Annotated in this window: 13 protein-coding genes; 11 read left to right on the forward strand and 2 right to left on the reverse strand. The window is 68.7% G+C overall.

The genetic code is table 11. The annotated features are described in order from the left end of the window. Positions 1-33 precede the first annotated feature (33 nt). The 11 genes from ACMCNN_RS07880 to ACMCNN_RS07930 all read left to right on the forward strand — a co-directional run bounded on the left by ACMCNN_RS07880 (position 34) and on the right by ACMCNN_RS07930 (position 12,100). Positions 34-1,002, forward strand: a complete 969-nt coding sequence (locus ACMCNN_RS07880; RefSeq protein ID WP_412745516.1) for a LysR family transcriptional regulator — start codon at positions 34-36, stop codon at positions 1,000-1,002. Between the two features lie 188 nt (positions 1,003-1,190). Beyond that, the gene (locus tag ACMCNN_RS07885) at positions 1,191-2,339 is read left to right on the forward strand and encodes a CaiB/BaiF CoA transferase family protein (RefSeq protein ID WP_412747095.1); all 1,149 of its coding nucleotides are present in this window, start codon (positions 1,191-1,193) and stop codon (positions 2,337-2,339) included. 33 nt (positions 2,340-2,372) lie between these two features. Next, a complete protein-coding gene (locus ACMCNN_RS07890; RefSeq protein WP_412745517.1) occupies positions 2,373-3,140 on the forward strand; it encodes a crotonase/enoyl-CoA hydratase family protein in 768 nt (255 codons plus the stop codon). A gap of 1 nt (position 3,141) precedes the next feature. Next, complete coding sequence (locus ACMCNN_RS07895; RefSeq protein WP_412745518.1) at positions 3,142-3,888, forward strand: acetoacetate decarboxylase; 747 nt, start codon at positions 3,142-3,144, stop codon at positions 3,886-3,888. After that, positions 3,885-4,823: a 3-hydroxyacyl-CoA dehydrogenase NAD-binding domain-containing protein gene (locus ACMCNN_RS07900; RefSeq protein WP_412745519.1), complete on the forward strand. Its 939-nt coding sequence runs from the start codon at positions 3,885-3,887 to the stop codon at positions 4,821-4,823. The genes ACMCNN_RS07895 and ACMCNN_RS07900 overlap by 4 nt, the downstream gene beginning before the upstream one ends. A gap of 1 nt (position 4,824) precedes the next feature. Then, positions 4,825-6,027, forward strand: coding sequence for an acyl-CoA dehydrogenase family protein (locus ACMCNN_RS07905; protein ID WP_412745520.1), 1,203 nt, complete (start codon positions 4,825-4,827; stop codon positions 6,025-6,027). Between the two features lie 207 nt (positions 6,028-6,234). Next, positions 6,235-6,810 (forward strand): alpha/beta fold hydrolase, encoded by a 576-nt coding sequence (locus ACMCNN_RS07910; RefSeq protein WP_412745521.1) that lies wholly within the window; start codon positions 6,235-6,237, stop codon positions 6,808-6,810. A gap of 87 nt (positions 6,811-6,897) precedes the next feature. Then, positions 6,898-8,193, forward strand: coding sequence for an epoxide hydrolase family protein (locus ACMCNN_RS07915; RefSeq protein ID WP_412745522.1), 1,296 nt, complete (start codon positions 6,898-6,900; stop codon positions 8,191-8,193). A gap of 600 nt (positions 8,194-8,793) precedes the next feature. Continuing rightward, positions 8,794-10,443 (forward strand): FAD-dependent oxidoreductase, encoded by a 1,650-nt coding sequence (locus tag ACMCNN_RS07920; RefSeq protein WP_412745523.1) that lies wholly within the window; start codon positions 8,794-8,796, stop codon positions 10,441-10,443. A 15-nt stretch (positions 10,444-10,458) separates the two neighbouring features. Then, a complete protein-coding gene (locus tag ACMCNN_RS07925; RefSeq protein WP_412745524.1) occupies positions 10,459-11,727 on the forward strand; it encodes a cytochrome P450 in 1,269 nt (422 codons plus the stop codon). Positions 11,728-11,905: 178 nt separating this feature from the next. Continuing rightward, a complete protein-coding gene (locus tag ACMCNN_RS07930) occupies positions 11,906-12,100 on the forward strand; it encodes a hypothetical protein (protein WP_412747096.1) in 195 nt (64 codons plus the stop codon). 141 nt (positions 12,101-12,241) lie between these two features. Here ACMCNN_RS07930 and ACMCNN_RS07935 read toward each other — a convergent pair whose 3' ends face one another. Then, positions 12,242-13,426 carry a hypothetical protein gene (locus ACMCNN_RS07935; RefSeq protein ID WP_412745525.1) on the reverse strand — a complete coding sequence of 395 codons (1,185 nt, stop codon included), beginning with the start codon at positions 13,424-13,426 and terminating at the stop codon, positions 12,242-12,244. A 73-nt stretch (positions 13,427-13,499) separates the two neighbouring features. Further along, positions 13,500-14,696, reverse strand: coding sequence for a hypothetical protein (locus tag ACMCNN_RS07940; protein ID WP_412745526.1), 1,197 nt, complete (start codon positions 14,694-14,696; stop codon positions 13,500-13,502). Positions 14,697-15,354 lie beyond the last annotated feature (658 nt).

Genomic DNA, 15,354 nt, shown 5'->3' on the forward strand with positions numbered 1-15,354 from the left:
GCCTGGTAGAGGTTGGGTCGGCGGTGTCGACGAGTGCGTGGCGGGCGTCCCTGCGAAACCCCGTGCCGGTTTGCGCCGGGTAGGTTTGTGCGCGTGGAGATGCTGCACTTGCGGTACTTCGTTGCGGTCGCCGAGGAGCTGAACTTCTCCGCTGCGGCACGCCGCCTGCACATGGCGGCCTCGCCGTTGAGCCAACGAATCCGGGATCTCGAGAACGAGCTGGGTCAGCGGCTGTTCGACCGCGACACGCACCACGTCACACTCACACCGGCCGGTGCGGCGCTGCTCCCGATTGCCAGCAACATCCTGCAGCAGGTCAACTCCATCCCGTGGCGGCTACGCAAGGCCGCCCATTCGCGGCGCTGCACCGTTTCGATCGGCATGCCCGCCGGGGTTCATCTCGACCTTCGGACGCGGGTCAACATGCTCACCGAACGGGTCCACGAGTCGTTCGAACTCCGACGCTGGCCAGGCACCACACCCAGCCTGGTCGCCGCCGTGCTGGAGGGCAAGCTCGCGCTGACCTTGGCCCGCCTGCCGGTGAACGACCCGATGCTGGACTGTCTGCCCGTGATGTCCGAGCAGCTCGGCGCTCTGGTGCCAGCTGATCAGTTCGCCGGACGAGACGCCGTGTCGCTGGCCGACCTGACCGACCTCGCCTGCGTCGCCCTGCCGTCCGAACTCACCCCCGCCTATTTCGACCAGCTCGACCGGGAACTGTCCGACCACGGAATCAAGAAACGCATCAAGCTGACCGACACCGGCTACGCCGGAATATCCGAGGTCATTTCCAGCGGGACGAGCTTCTCCGTTTCCATGCTGGACCCGAAGAGCCCGATGCACGGGTACCAGCTGGAGAACACGATACTGCTGCCGTTCGCGGACTTCCGGCCCCGGTTGGATACCGGGCTGTTCTGGCGACGCGACCGTGCCTGCGGTGGCGACCTCGACGAGCTCATCGATGCCGCCCGTGAGGTGTTCGCCGAGCCCCTGAGCTGCTGAGCCCCTGAGCTGCTGACAGCAGCGAGCCGTCTGTCCGAACAGGACCGCGGCCTCGCGAGAGCAATGGTGTGACCGCCGTGGTCACACCATTGTTCGCAATACGGTGATTCCCCTGCCAGTCGTCCGCCCTTAGCGTCGATTCCAGAACGAGAAGAGATCGGCGAAAGGACGAAACAATGGGGGAAACGATGGGTGCCACCGGCCCGTTGGACGGTGTCCGAGTGATCGACCTATCCACCGTGGTGATGGGTCCGTACGCGGCCCAGATTCTTGGTGATTTGGGCGCCGACGTGATCAAGATCGAGTCTCCTGTCGACGCCGTGCGGGTGGGTGAATACCGCACCACACCGGGCATGACCTCGCTGAACCTCAACGTCAACCGCAACAAGCGCAGCGTCGCCCTCAACCTCAAGGACGAGACCGGGCGTGCACAGGCCCTCGCTCTGATCAGTACCGCAGATGTGCTGATCACGAACATGCGGCCGGGCGCGCTTGACCGGCTGGGCCTGAGCTACGACGACGTTGCCGAGCGCAACCGCCGCCTGGTCTACGCGCACGCCCAGGGCTATCGCAGCGACTCGGACCGCGCCGGCAACGCCGCGTACGACGAGACCGTGCAGGCGGCGTCCGGGCTGGTCGACATCGCCGACCGGGCCCTGGGCACACCGGTCTATCTGCCCACCATTCTCGCCGACAAGGTGTCCGCCCTGGTCATCGTCTACAGCGTGCTCGCCGCTCTGGTGCATCGTGACCGGACGGGCCTGGGCCAGCAGATCGAAATCCCGATGACCGACACGGTGCTGGCATTCAACCTGGTCGAACACCTCGCCGGGCATGTGTACGAGCCTGCGCACGGCACCACCGGCTTCCCGCTGTCGATGTCGAAGGGCCATCGGGCGGTGCGCACCAAGGACGGTCTCGCCTGCGTGATTCCGTACAACCCGCGCAACTTCCGGGACATGTTCGCCGCCGCCGGGCGTCCCGACCTGGTCGAGGACCCCCGCGTCAACGCCGAGTCCATCGATGGTGCAGAGATCGACGCACTGTTCGAGCTGGTTGCCGAGTGCGCTGCCGCGCTGACCACCGCCCAGTGGGCGGATGTGTGCACCAAGCACAGCATCCCCATGGCGCCCGTCTTGCAGCTGGACCGCGTCCACGAGGACGAATACGTGCGCGAGGGCCACCTGCTGGACACCGTCGAGCATCCGACCGAGGGCCGGATCCGCACGGTCGGCATCCCGATGAGGTTCTCCGCCACGCCCGGCTCGATCCGCCGCTTGGCGCCGGTCCCGGGCCAACACACAGAGGAGGTTCTCGCCGACCTGGCCACCATCTGAGCCCACGCAATCGCAATACAGAGAAGGAGCGCCATGGGCACCACCGAAGTGAACACCGAACGTATCGGCTCCACCCTCTTGATCACGATCGACCGTCCACAGGAACGCAACGCTGTCAACGCGGCAGTCGCCGAGGGCCTGGCTGCCGCCCTCGATGAGCTGGAGGGCGATCCCGCGCTGCGGGCCGGGGTGCTGACCGGTACGGGGGGCACCTTCAGCGCCGGCATGGACCTCAAGGCCGCCCTCCGAGGGGAGTCACCCGAGGTCGCCGGCCGCGGGTTCGGTGGGCTGGTCGAGGCCGACCTGACGAAACCGCTCATCGCCGCGGTCGAGGGCTGGGCCATGGGCGGAGGATTCGAACTCGCGCTGGCCTGCGACCTCATCGTCGCGGCGGAGGACGCGAAGTTCGGTCTGCCCGAGGTCAAGCGCGGGCTCGTCGCCGCGGGCGGTGGCGTCATCCGGCTGCCCCGGCGCGTCCCGTACCACCTGGCGATGGAATTGCTGCTCACCGGCGATCCGGTGACCGGTCGCCGCGCCGAAGCGCTGGGGCTGGTCAATCGCGTCACGCCGAGCGGCGAGGTTGTGCCGATCGCGCTGCGGCTCGCCGAGCAGATCGCGCTGAACGCCCCACTCGCGCTGGCCGCGGTGAAGCGGATCGCGCGTAGCGCTGTCGGGTTGCCCGAGGCCGAGGCGTTCACCCTGCAGCGTACGGAATTGAGCCGGCTGACGTCCTCGGCCGACGTCCGGGAGGGCATGACCGCCTTCGCCGAGCGTCGCGCTCCCCAGTGGATCGGACAGTGACATGAGGATCGACGATGTCCGGCGCCACGTGACAACGCCGTTGACCAGACCCGCGTTCCCCGCGATGGTCCCTCGGTTCACCGACCGCGAGTACCTCAACATCGTGTACCGCACCGACGTCGATGCGCTGCGCGCCGTTGTCCCCGAGCCGCTGCGGATCGACGAGCCGCTAGTCCGGTTCGAGGTGATGAGGATGGGCGATGTCAGCGGGTACGGCCCTTACACCGAGGCGGGCCAGGCGATCCCGGTCAGCTTCGACGGCGAGCAGGGCGAGTACCTGCACGCGATGTACCTCGACAGCTTCCCGGCGACCGCGTCCGGGCGCGAGGTCAGCGCCTATCCCAAGACCGTCGGCGCGCCCCGGCTGTATGCCGAGGGCGGTGCACTGATCGGCACCCTGGACTACGGCACGCTGCGGGTCGCCACCGCGACCATGGGCTACCAGCACCACGAGTGGGACAAGCGCGCGGCAGAGGCGCAGATCACCGTGCCCACGTACATGGTGAAGATCATTCCGGGGTACGACGGCACTCCACGAGTGCAGGAACTCGTCCGCACGGAGATCACCGAGGTCGTGGTCAAGGAGGCATACACCGGTCCGGCCCGGTTGCAGCTGTTCCACCACGTGCTGGCGCCGCTGGCCGATCTGCCCGTACTGGAGGTCGTGTCCGCCAGTCACATCCGCACCGACCTGACGCTCGCCCCGGTCAAGCCGGTCTTCGACTACCTGAAGGAGGGGTCGCGATGAACCGGGAGTTCACCACCGTCGCGGTCGTCGGCGCCGGCACCATCGGGCTGTCCTGGACGGCGCTGTTCGCTGCCCACGGGCTCCGCGTCCGGGTGACTGACCCCCGCCCGGATCTGGCCGACGCCGTCTCGGCCACGCTGACGGAGCTCGCCCCGCACCTGGCGGCGCAGGGACTGGACGTCGACCGGATCGCCGAGCGGGTGCACGTCGCGGCCGACGTGACGGAAGCGGTACGGGACGCAGATGTCGTCCAGGAGAGCGGACCGGAGCGGATCGGGTTCAAGAAGGACCTGTTCGCCACCCTGATCCGGGAGGCCCCGCGGCACGCGCTGCTCCTGAGTTCGTCCTCGGCGATCCCGGCGACCGCGTTCACCGGCGAGATCGACGACGCCGGCCGGATCCTCATCGGCCACCCGTTCAACCCCCCGCACCTCATCCCTCTGGTGGAGGTGGTGCCGGGGGAGCGCACCAGCCCGGATGCCGTCGAGGCGACGGTGGCCTTCTACACCCGCGTGGGCCGCGTCCCGGTCGTCGAACGCAAGGAGATCCCCGGCTTCGTCGGGAACCGGTTGCAGAACGCGCTCAGCCGCGAGGCCATCTACCTCGTGGAGCAGGGCGTGGTGACCCCGGCGGAGCTGGACCAGGTGATGACGAACTCACTCGGCATCCGTTGGGCGACGGTCGGGCCGTTCCTCGGCGCGCATCTGGGCGGTGGCCCCGGCGGCTACCGACACCTGGTCGAACACATCGGCCGGTCGATGAACCAGATGTCACTCGGCCGGCCGTCACAGGACCCCGAAGCGCAGCACCGGTTGATCGAAGCGGTCGAAGGGGCGTACGGCGACGCTTCATACGCCGATCTCGCCGCGACCCGCGATCGCCGACAACTCGCCGTGCTGTCCGCGCTGGACAGCGATCGTACGAAGGAGAACTGAGATGACCGACGTCATGGCGCCGCTGGACGGTCAGTTGACCGCGGACCTGTTCAACTACGAGACGCTGCTGTCCGACGCGGAACGCGAGATCCTGCTGCGGGCCCGCGCCCTCATGCGTACCGAGATCAAGCCGTTGGTCAACGAATACTGGGCCAGGGGCGAATTCCCGAAGGAGCTGATCGGGCTGTTTCGCGAGAGTGGCCTGGCGGGGTTGCCCTATGAGGGATACGGCGAGCATCGGCCCGCGGTCAGCAACCTGCTCAGCGGCATGCTGGCGATGGAGCTGACCCGCACCGACGCCTCCGTTGCCACCTTCTTCGGCGTCCACAACGGCCTGGCCATGTACTCGATCTACTCGGGCGGCAGCCAGCAGCAGCGCGACCGGTGGCTTCCCGAGATGGCGGCCATGGACAGGATCGGTGCGTTCGCGATGACCGAACCACTCGGCGGCTCGGACGTGGCGGGCGGGATGCGGACCACCGCGAAGCGTGACGGCGACACCTGGATCCTCAACGGCGCCAAGAAGTGGATTGGTAACGCGACCTTCGCCGACTACGTCGTGGTGTGGGCCCGGGACGTCGACGACAACGCCATCAAAGGGTTCGTGGTCACCAAGGGCATGCCAGGGTTCACCGCGGTGAAACTCGAGCACAAGCTCGCCTTCCGCATCGTCGAGAACGCCGAGATCACCCTGACCGACGTCCGGGTACCCGAGGCCGACCGCCTGCAGAACGTCAACTCGTTCCGCGACGTCGCGGAGATCCTGCGCGCCACCCGGGGCGGAGTCGCCTGGCAGGCGCTCGGCGTGATGATCGGCGCCTACGAACTTGCGCTCGACTATGCGCGGCAGCGCCAGCAGTTCGGCCGTCCGATCGCCGGCTTCCAACTGGTGCAGGACCTGCTCGTGAAGAGTCTGGGCAACATCACCGCCTCGTGGGGCATGCTGGTTCAGCTCGCCCGGCTGCAGGACGCGAAGATCTTCCGGGACGAGCATTCGTCGCTGGCCAAGGCGTTCGTCACGGCGCGGATGCGCGAGGTCGTCGCCTGGAGCCGGGAGATCTTCGGGGGCAACGGCATCCTCCTGGAGTACGACGTGGCGCGGTTCTTCGCCGATGCCGAGGCGATCTACTCATTCGAGGGCACCCGCGAGATGAACACGCTGATCGTCGGCAAGTCCATCACCGGTCAGAGCGCCTTCGTGTGACTGTCCGGGAGTCTGGATCGGTCGTTCATGATGCTGTCCCACTCCTCGCGCCGCCTGCCGGGCGCCGGACCGCCCGGCAGGCGGCGCGAGGATGCGGGATGTGCTGAAAGTTCACCAGTGTGGCAGTTGGTGGATGTACGCCCGAAAGCGGAGATGTGGATACGCTGCGGTGTGTGTGACGTTACGCCCTGATCACGGAGGCGACACATGAACACGATCACCACACCCGACGGCACGGAGATCTTCTTCAAGGATTGGGGCGCGGGCCAGCCGATCGTCTTCAGCCACGGCTGGCCCCTGTCGGCCGACGACTGGGACGCCCAGATGCTGTACTTCCTGCGCCACGGCTACCGCGTCATCGCCCACGACCGGCGCGGACACGGTCGATCCGCACAGACCGGCACCGGCCACGACATGGACCACTACGCCGACGACCTGGCCGCGCTCACCACGCATCTCGATCTCCAGGACGCCATCCACGTCGGTCACTCCACCGGCGGTGGCGAGGTGGTGCACTACCTCGCCCGGCACGGCGAGACTCGGGTGGCGAAGGCCGTACTCATCAGTGCGGTGCCGCCGCTGATGGTGCAGACCGAAGCCAACCCCTGCGGCCAGCTGAAGAAAGGCGCACTACGACGGCGTCGTCGCGTTCTCGCAGACGGACTTCACCGAGGACTCACTGGCGGGGGCCGGCTCTTCCATCGCCCTGCCGGGCCGGCGTCCACACCACGAGCGACAGGCCCACCCGGGCGGGGGACGAGTCGTGTCGATGCTACGCCGTGAACAAGCGCCCTGTTGGAGGCGATCCTCATGACATCCGCGCGGTCCGATGGACTCACTGACGAGATCGCAGACGTCATCAATACCGGGATGTCCCGTCGTGGTGTGGTCCGCGCCGGTGCGCTGGTGCTCGGCCTCGGTGCCCTTGCCGGCGGCGCCCCGGCAACGGCGGCCGGCGCCGCACCTGCCACGGACCGGACCGGCGTGCGTCCGTTCAGTGTGCACATTCCACGGCGGGTACTCGACGACCTCGGGCGCCGGTTATCGGCGACGCGCTGGCCCGACCCGGAAACCGTCACGGACACCTCGCAAGGGGTACCGCTGGAGTTGATGCGGGATGTCGCGCAGTACTGGGCGACCCGCTACGACTGGCGCCGGTTCGAGGCACAGCTGAATTCCCTGCCGCAGTTCATGACCGCGATCGACGGGTTGGACATCCACTTCATCCACGTCCGTTCGTTGCACCCGAACGCGTTGCCGGTCCTCGTCACGCACGGGTGGCCCGGCTCGATCGTCGAACAGCTGAAGATCATTGCTCCACTGGTCGATCCGACCGCCTACGGCGCGAGCGCGTCGGACGCCTTCCACGTGATCATTCCGTCCATCCCCGGCTACGGCTTCTCGGCGAGGCCCACCACGACCGGGTGGGGCCCCGATCACGTCGCGAGCGCCTGGGTCGAATTGATGAACCGCCTCGGATACGGGCGGTTCGTGGTGGCGGGCGGCGATGTCGGATCCGTGGTGAACACCGCCATGGCGCGCCTTGCACCGCCGCAGCTGATCGGTCTCCACACCAGCCTCCCAGCCACCGTACCGGTCGACATCGCCAGAGCCATGCAGTGTGGCGATTCCCCGCCACCCGGTCTGTCCGCCGACGAACGACGCGCGTACCTGCAGCTGGCCAACCAGAGCGCCAAGCATTTCGCGTACTCGAGCGAGATGCACACCCGTCCGCAGACGCTCTACGGCCTGGCGGATTCACCGGTCGCCATGGCCGGCTGGCTTCTCGACCACGGCGACGGCGACGACCAGCCGGCGGCCGCGATCGTCTCGGCCCTGCACGGCGCGCAGGAGTATCTGACCCGGGACGACGTCCTGGACAACCTCACCGTCTACTGGTTCACCAACACCGGGATCTCGTCCGCCCGCTTCTACTGGGAAAACACGATCAGTCCGGTCAACGCCGCCGACCTGTCCATCCCGGCCGCGGTGACGGTCTTCCCCAGCGAGCTCTACCAGGCACCACGGAGCTGGGCGGAACGTGCGTACCACGATCTCATCTACTTTCATGAGGCCGACGAGGGCGGCCACTTCGCCGCCTGGGAGCAGCCACTTATCTACGCCGCCGAGCTGCGGGCCGGATTCCGGCCGCTGCGTCCTGCGTAGGCCGGGTGCCACCGGGCTGACCTGATTCGAACACCGGTCCCGAGAAGGGGGATCGGCCGCCTCCGGCACGGTCCCCGTCGTGTACCCAGTCGGGAGGTCATCACCGTGAACGACGAGAGCAACAGCAGCGTACGCACGCCGGCGGTGCCCGCTGTATTGAACGACCCTCGTGAGTGAACGCGTGTCCCATGGCCAGCGGGGGTCGGCGCCGGCGGCCCATACCATCCGGCGCGAGTGAATCGCTGCCGATCGATATGACCCGCCCTGTCGAAGCGAGGTCACCCTCGCTGCCTGCGCCGCCCGGCACGAATTCACGTGCCGCACGCTCCTCATTCGTTGCGGATGACGTCCCGCCGGACCGGCCGGGGGCACCATCGCGTCACGTATCTGATGACCCCCCTTTGTGGACAGCGCTGCTGCGGCGATTGTGGCGGCGGGAGTCCGACGGGTCATCCGCGGGTGAAGAGGCGCAGCGACGACGATTTCACCCTGAGTTGTCCGGCGGCTCGCGGTGAGGCCTCTCCGGAAGCTGGCAGCGGGGCGCATTCGTCACGCGGGTTGCCTGCCCGATGTACCACCGTCCGACAGGAGAACGCCGACATGAAGCTCGTCGTGGACCTGACCCGGTGTCAGGGCTATGCACAGTGCGCGTTCCTGGCTCCCGCCGCCTTCACCATGCACGGGGACGGCGAGGCCCTGCTGTACGACCCCGACCCGAGCGAGGAACTGCGGGAGCGCGTACGGCGCGCCGCAGCCGCCTGCCCGGTGCAGGCCATCGTCCTCGACCGGGGACCCGCCGGCAACGGCGACCGTGCGGCCGCCGCCGCGCGACACGGCGGTATGGACGACGCGTTCCTGCGGACCGGGCGCATCGTCATCGTCGGCGCGTCGCTGGCGGGGGCGCGGGCGGCCGGGGCGCTGCGGTTCGAGGGATTCACCGGCTCGCTGACCGTGATCGGCGACGAACCCCACGACCCTTACGACCGCCCGCCACTGTCCAAGCAGGTGCAGCAGGGCCGGGTGCGGGCGGGACACACCGCCCTGCCGCGACGGCAGGCGATCGACGCCGACTGGCGGCTGGGTGTCGCCGCCACCGGGCTGGACCTGGCCGGCAAGCAGGTGCGGCTGGCCGACGGCACGTCCGTCGGATTCGACCGGCTGCTGATCGCGACCGGCGTGCGGGCCCGGCGGTGGCCGAACCCGGCCGAGGCGGCGCTGAACGGGGTATTCGTGCTGCGGACCCGCGAGGACGCCGAGGGGCTTCGGGCGCTGCTGGCCGAGCGACCGGGCCGGGTGCTGATCATCGGCGCCGGGTTCACCGGATCGGAGGTCGCTTCCGTCTGCCGGGAGCTCGACCTACCGGTCACCGTCGCCGAGGCGGGCCCTGCGCCGCTGGTGGCCGCCCTCGGCGGGGCGATCGGCCGGGTCGCCGCGGACATGCACCGCGAAGCCGGCGTCGACCTGCGGGTCGGGGTCAAGGTGACCGCCCTGGAGGGCGAGGACGGCCGGCTGCGCCGCGCCCGACTCTCCGACGGCAGCACGCTCGACGTGGACGTAGCCGTGGCCGCGCTCGGCGGGGTACGCAACGTCGAGTGGCTGGACGGCTCCGGGCTGGCGGCCGGGCCGTGGGGCGTTGCCTGCGATGCCGGCTGCCGCGCCTTCGACGTCAACGGCCTGGTCACCGACGACGTGTTCGTCGCCGGCGACGTCGCCCGCGCCCCGCAGCCGCTGTTCGGCTACCAGTTCCTGGCGCTGGAGCACTGGGGCAACGCGGTCACCCAGGCCGAGGTCGCCGCGCACAACATGATCAGCGACGAGGCGCACCGCTGGCCGCACCTGGCCATGCCGATCTTCTGGTCCACCCAGTTCGGCACCGAGATCAAATCCATCGGCGTGCCGAACATCGCCGATCAGGTCGTCATCACCCAGGGCTCGGTGACCGACCGTCGCTTCGTCGCCGCCTACGGCCGACACGGTCGTCTGGTCGGCGCGGTCACCTTCAACCAGGCGAAGTGGCTTGAGTTCTACGGGGAACAGATCGAACAGGCGGCGGCCTTCCCACCCACCTATCGCACTGTCGACCCGCCCGCCGAACGCCGCCCGGTGCCGGCTGAGTTCCCCACCCAGCCGATTTCCACCCAGAGCGCCACCGTCGTACTCACCGGCCACGACCCCAGCGAGCGGCGCGCCACCCTGCTGCCAGCGCAACCCGCCGCCGCGCCCTCGGGCACTCCCACGCCGCGCGCCTGAACGGAGCCCGCCATCATGGTCACGACCGCACCACCGAGCGTCTTCGCGCAGATCCTCGACTACGCCAACCGCGCCAACCCATATCCGCTCTACGCCGAGCTGCGCAAGACACCGGTGGCCCGGCAGGACGACGGCAGCTACGTCGTCTCCACCTACGCCGAGATCGTCAAGCTGCTGCACGACCCGCGAATCAGCTCCGACCCACACCAACTGCCCGAGGGCGCTCCCGCATCCGAGGACCTGCCGGGCCTGCCGCCGTCGTTCATCCGCACCGACCCGCCCGACCACGACCGGCTGCGGCGCCTCGCGATGCGCCATTTCGGCCCGCCGCACACCCCCGACCGGGTCGACGGCATGATCCCGGACGTACGCCGGATCGTCACCGGGCTGATCGACGACCTCGCCGGCCGCACCGAGGTGGACATCGTCGACCACGTCGCCTACCCGTTCCCGGTCACCGTGATCTGCGAACTGCTCGGCGTCCCGCGCGAGGACGAACCCCGCTTCCACCCCTGGGTCGAAGCCCTCGTGGCCGCCATCGACCCGGGTGCCGCGGATCCGGCCGAGCTGCAGCGCAAGGCCTCGACCGCGCGGCAGGAGATGGGCCGGTACTTCGCCGGGCTTGTCGACGGCCACCGCCGGTCCCCGGGCCGGGACCTGCTGTCCGCGCTTGCCACCGACGACGGCCCCGATGGCCGCATGACCGACGGGCAGTTGCTGAGCACCGCGTTCCTGCTGCTGCTCGCCGGGCACGAGACGACGGTCAACCTGATCACCAACGGCATGCTCACCCTGCTGCGCAATCCCGAGGTGCTCGACCGGCTGCGGAAGGAGCCCGAACTTGTCATTCCGCTGGTCGAGGAACTTCTGCGCTACGAGCCGCCCGTGCACCTCATCCCGTGGCGGAGCGCCCTGGACGACATCGAGATCGCCGACACGACCATCCCGAAGGGGTCCCGGGTCGTGCTGGTCCTCGCCGCCGGCAGCCGCGACCCCGCCCACGTGCACGATCCCGACCGGTTCGACCCGGACCGTTTCGACTCCGACCGGTTCGGGCTTGCCCGCGACATTGATCAGCACCTCGGCTTCGGCGGCGGCATCCATTACTGCTTCGGTGCCCCACTGGCCCGGCTGGAGACCCAGATCGCTCTTGCCGAGCTCGCCCGCCGCCTCGTCAATCCGAGGCTGGTCGTCGACCCGCCGCCGTATCGCCAGAACCCGGTGCTTCGCGGTCCCCGCCACTTGCCGGTCGCGATCGACGGCATCACCCCCGCCGGGGACTGACCGGCGCGGCCCGGATGCGCCCGCCCCCGGCCTCGGCGAGCAGGCACAGCAGGGCGCTCTCCAGGCCGGCGAGCGTGGCGGTGCCGCCGCCGGCGGTGGTGACCGGACGGGTGATGAGGGGCGAACTCCACGGTGCCGACGGGCACCGCTGGCGACCGAGACCATCGAGCGGTCGGTGATGATGGTGACCGCGCTGTCGCCGGTCATCGGATACGACCGGGCGTCGGTCATCGCACACAACGCCATCGACCACGACCTGATACTCAAGGAGGCAGCGCTGGCCAACGGCGTCAGCGAGGTTCTGTACGAGCGGACCGTGAACCCGCTCGTACAGACACACGGCGGCACCGCCGACAGTCCAGCGGCGGGTTGACCGGACAAGCCGTGCTGCGGCACGCCCGTACGGACGCGCCGCAGCACCAGCTCAAACGCCTCTGCCCATCAAGTAGCAATCCCCGGGATCAGGGCGCGGTGCGCCAGCTATTCAGCGTTGGCGTGCCGCATGTTCGCGGGATTACCTCGCGGTGATGTCGGTGGAGTACCAGTAGCTGGCGTTCCAGGCGAGTTCCACCACGTCGCCGCTGGCAGTGGTGTGGTAATAACGCAGGAACGTGCCATCCGGGTTCGAGGCGAAGATCGCGGTGAGTCCACCTTGCGGGGTGGCGACAGGTCCGGCGCTGCTGTTGGTGACATCCGCCGGCACCCATCCGGCCCCGACGTCGTTGTGCAGTTCACGGACATGGCCGTCGGCGCTGATGTAGCCGACCCGCACGCCCCCCGTGGGTGGCCGGGAGGCCGCTGCCAGCGATGCGCGGGAGGCAGCGGGGACCGACCCGGTCCTCGCGGTGATGTCGTTGACGTGCCAGCCTCCGGAGTAGGCGAGTTCCTGGATGTGGCCGCCGCCGCTGGTGTAGTAGACGGCCGGGTTTCCGTTGGCCACCACCGACGACAGGGATGATCCCGGCTCGGCGACGGCTCCACCGACCCTCGCGGTGAGGTCGTTGCTGTGCCAGCCGCCACCCCAGGACAGCTCGATGATGTGGCCGGCGGCGCTGGTGTAGTACACCCGCGGGCTCGAGCCACCGAGGGCGACCGCGGTCAGCTTGGATCCGGCGCCAGCCACCGCTCCGCCGGCGGTGACATCGGTCTGGTGCCAGCCGCCGCCCCAGGCCATTTCCTCGATATGACCCGCAGCGTTGATGTAGTACACGCGCGGGTTTCCGCCACTGACCGCGATCGCGGCCAGCCCGGAGCCCGCCACGGCGGGAAGCCCGCGACTCGCCACGGTGACGTCGGTGGAGGTCTGCCAGTTCCAGGCCTGTGCCAGCTCCTGGAGGTGGCCGTCACCGCTGAAGTAGTAGACCCGGTCGCTCGAGAGCGGGAGCGACGCCAGCGCGGATCCCGGCCGGGCCTGGATGGCCGCGCTCGGCGTGCTGACATTGATGTCCGACCAGCGTCCGTAGTTCTGGTTCAACTGGTGAATGGCGCCGTAGCCGTCCTCATAGTAGGTCTGAGGGGCGCCACCGGTGGGATTGAGCAGCGACGTCAACCCCCCTCCGAAGGCGGGGACGCCGACCGAGAGGGACGCGGTCGCGGCGATGGCGGGGCTGCCGCCGGCGGTCAGGGCCAGCGCGGCGACGGCTGAGGCCGCGAGACCGGCGACCATTGATCGCCGAACGGGCAGGAATCGTGTACGCATTTCATCCTTCACAGGGCTGTGATGATCAAGCAGGAGTGGATAACAGGATTGGGCGTGCCGCCGTACTGCGGGGTTACAGCGCGGTGATGTCTTGGGCGTACCAGTGCCCGGTGTCGCCATACAGTCGCTGGATGTGCCCGGCGGCAGTGGTCTGGAAGACGTTCCAGGACGGTAGGGAGGGCGAGCTGGGGTTCGGGACCACGGTGGACGTCAACGCACCGCCGCTCGGGTTGGGCGCACCCCCGCTGCCGACGGTGACATCGGTGGAGCTCCACCTCGGCACACCGGTGATCAGCTCCCGGACGTGGCCGTCCGCGCTGGTGAAGTAGGTCCGCACGCCTCGATCCAACGCGTTGACCGTCGTCAGCGACGCCCGGGGCGCGGCGGGCACGGCCCCGGCGATCGTTCCGGTGACGTCGCTGTGGTGCCAGCCGCCGCTGTATGCGAGCTGGTGGACGTGGCCGCCCACAGCGGTGTAGCAGACGAGCGGGTTGCCGTTGAACACCACGGATGACAGTGACGAGCCGGCCTCGGCGGCAGTGGCGCCGGTCGACGCGCTGACATCGTTGGCGTGCCAGCCGCCACCCCAGGACAGTTCGATGACGTGGCCGGCGGTGCTGGTGTAGTAGACACGCGGGCTGCTGCCGAGGGCGACTGCGGTCAGCCGGGAGCCCGGCGCGGCGGCGGGACCACCGGCGGTGACATCGGTGGCGTGCCAGCCGTTCCCCCAGGCCATCTCCTCGATGCGACCGGTGGCGGTGATGTAGTAGACCCGCGGATTGCCGCTCACCGAGATGGCAGCAAGCGGCGAGGTGGACGATGCGGCGACGCCTCCGCTCGCGCGGGTGACGTCGGTGTCGACCTGCCAGTTGAATGCCGCGGCCAGCTCCTGCAGGTGCCCATCGGAGCTGAAGTAGTAGATCCGCTCGTTCGAGAGCGGGAGCGAGGCCAGCGGAGATCCGGGCCGAGTCTGGATGGCCGCGTTCTGCGAACTGATGTCGAGGTCCGTCCAGCTGCCGCTGCTGGGAACCTTCAGCTCGTGGACGCCGTCGCCGTTGTCGACGTAGTAGGCCCGCGGGCTGGTGACCGCGCCGTTCCAGTAGCTGAGCGAGGTCAGCCCGCTGCCCGCGGCGGCGGGTACCCCGACGAAGGGCTGGGCGGTCGCGGCAGTCGCGGGGGTACTGCCGGCGGTCAGGGTCAGGCCGGCGACGGCGAGAGCCGCGAGACCGGTGGCCAGGGGCCGCCGAGCGCGCGGAACTGGCCTGTGCACTGTGTCCTCATGGTTGCTGCTATGACCAATGGCGGTGGTCACATGCTCTCCTTGTCAAGGTCATTCGACATGCTTCACGGCCAACCCACCCCGGGCGGCCTGGCCGGATGAGTACATGCGGTCAGTAGTCGAGGAACGTCAATCCGCAGTAAGGATCGTGTAAACCGCATTACCGACGCTGAGTTCACTGCCGCGGACGGGGCTACCGGTCAGAACGCGCGGCATGGGCAGCGCCGATCGCGCACCCAACCGAAACGACGTGTTGTTGCCTCAAGCTCCCAACACGATCCTTGTGCGGCCAGTTGGTCAAGCGGCGTCAGCATCGAAACAGATCGAACCGGGTGCCCAAAACGGGCATCCGGTTCGATAACGACTACTCGTGGGCGATACTGGGATCGAACCAGTGACCTCTTCCGTGTCAACGATCGCTCGAGACTGCCTCTGACCTGCGACTCTGCGGCGACCTGCCGATTCCCTGCCATAGTCCTGAGCAAGTGAGGGTGGTTGAGCGCTGTTCAGCCCCGTTAGGAGCGGGCTGGCGCTCCCAGTCTGCTCCCACCCCCAGTCGAACGGTCCGGCAAAGTTGATGCCGGATCGGTGGGCAGGTGGGGGCCGTCTTGTAGCAGATCCGCATAACCGCCAGTGGGCCGAGCTCTTG

This window comes from Krasilnikovia sp. MM14-A1004, assembly GCF_047159485.1.
GTDB lineage: Bacteria > Actinomycetota > Actinomycetes > Mycobacteriales > Micromonosporaceae > Actinoplanes.

Coding starts and splice junctions, on each gene's coding strand:
- ACMCNN_RS07925 (WP_412745524.1), top strand. CDS start 10,459: ATGGTCACGACCGCACCACCGAGCGTCTTCGCGCAGATCCTCGACTAC.
- ACMCNN_RS07920 (WP_412745523.1), top strand. CDS start 8,794: ATGAAGCTCGTCGTGGACCTGACCCGGTGTCAGGGCTATGCACAGTGC.
- ACMCNN_RS07935 (WP_412745525.1), bottom strand. CDS start 13,426: ATGCGTACACGATTCCTGCCCGTTCGGCGATCAATGGTCGCCGGTCTC.
- ACMCNN_RS07890 (WP_412745517.1), top strand. CDS start 2,373: ATGGGCACCACCGAAGTGAACACCGAACGTATCGGCTCCACCCTCTTG.
- ACMCNN_RS07900 (WP_412745519.1), top strand. CDS start 3,885: ATGAACCGGGAGTTCACCACCGTCGCGGTCGTCGGCGCCGGCACCATC.
- ACMCNN_RS07895 (WP_412745518.1), top strand. CDS start 3,142: ATGAGGATCGACGATGTCCGGCGCCACGTGACAACGCCGTTGACCAGA.
- ACMCNN_RS07885 (WP_412747095.1), top strand. CDS start 1,191: ATGGGTGCCACCGGCCCGTTGGACGGTGTCCGAGTGATCGACCTATCC.
- ACMCNN_RS07905 (WP_412745520.1), top strand. CDS start 4,825: ATGACCGACGTCATGGCGCCGCTGGACGGTCAGTTGACCGCGGACCTG.
- ACMCNN_RS07910 (WP_412745521.1), top strand. CDS start 6,235: ATGAACACGATCACCACACCCGACGGCACGGAGATCTTCTTCAAGGAT.
- ACMCNN_RS07930 (WP_412747096.1), top strand. CDS start 11,906: ATGATGGTGACCGCGCTGTCGCCGGTCATCGGATACGACCGGGCGTCG.
- ACMCNN_RS07915 (WP_412745522.1), top strand. CDS start 6,898: ATGTCCCGTCGTGGTGTGGTCCGCGCCGGTGCGCTGGTGCTCGGCCTC.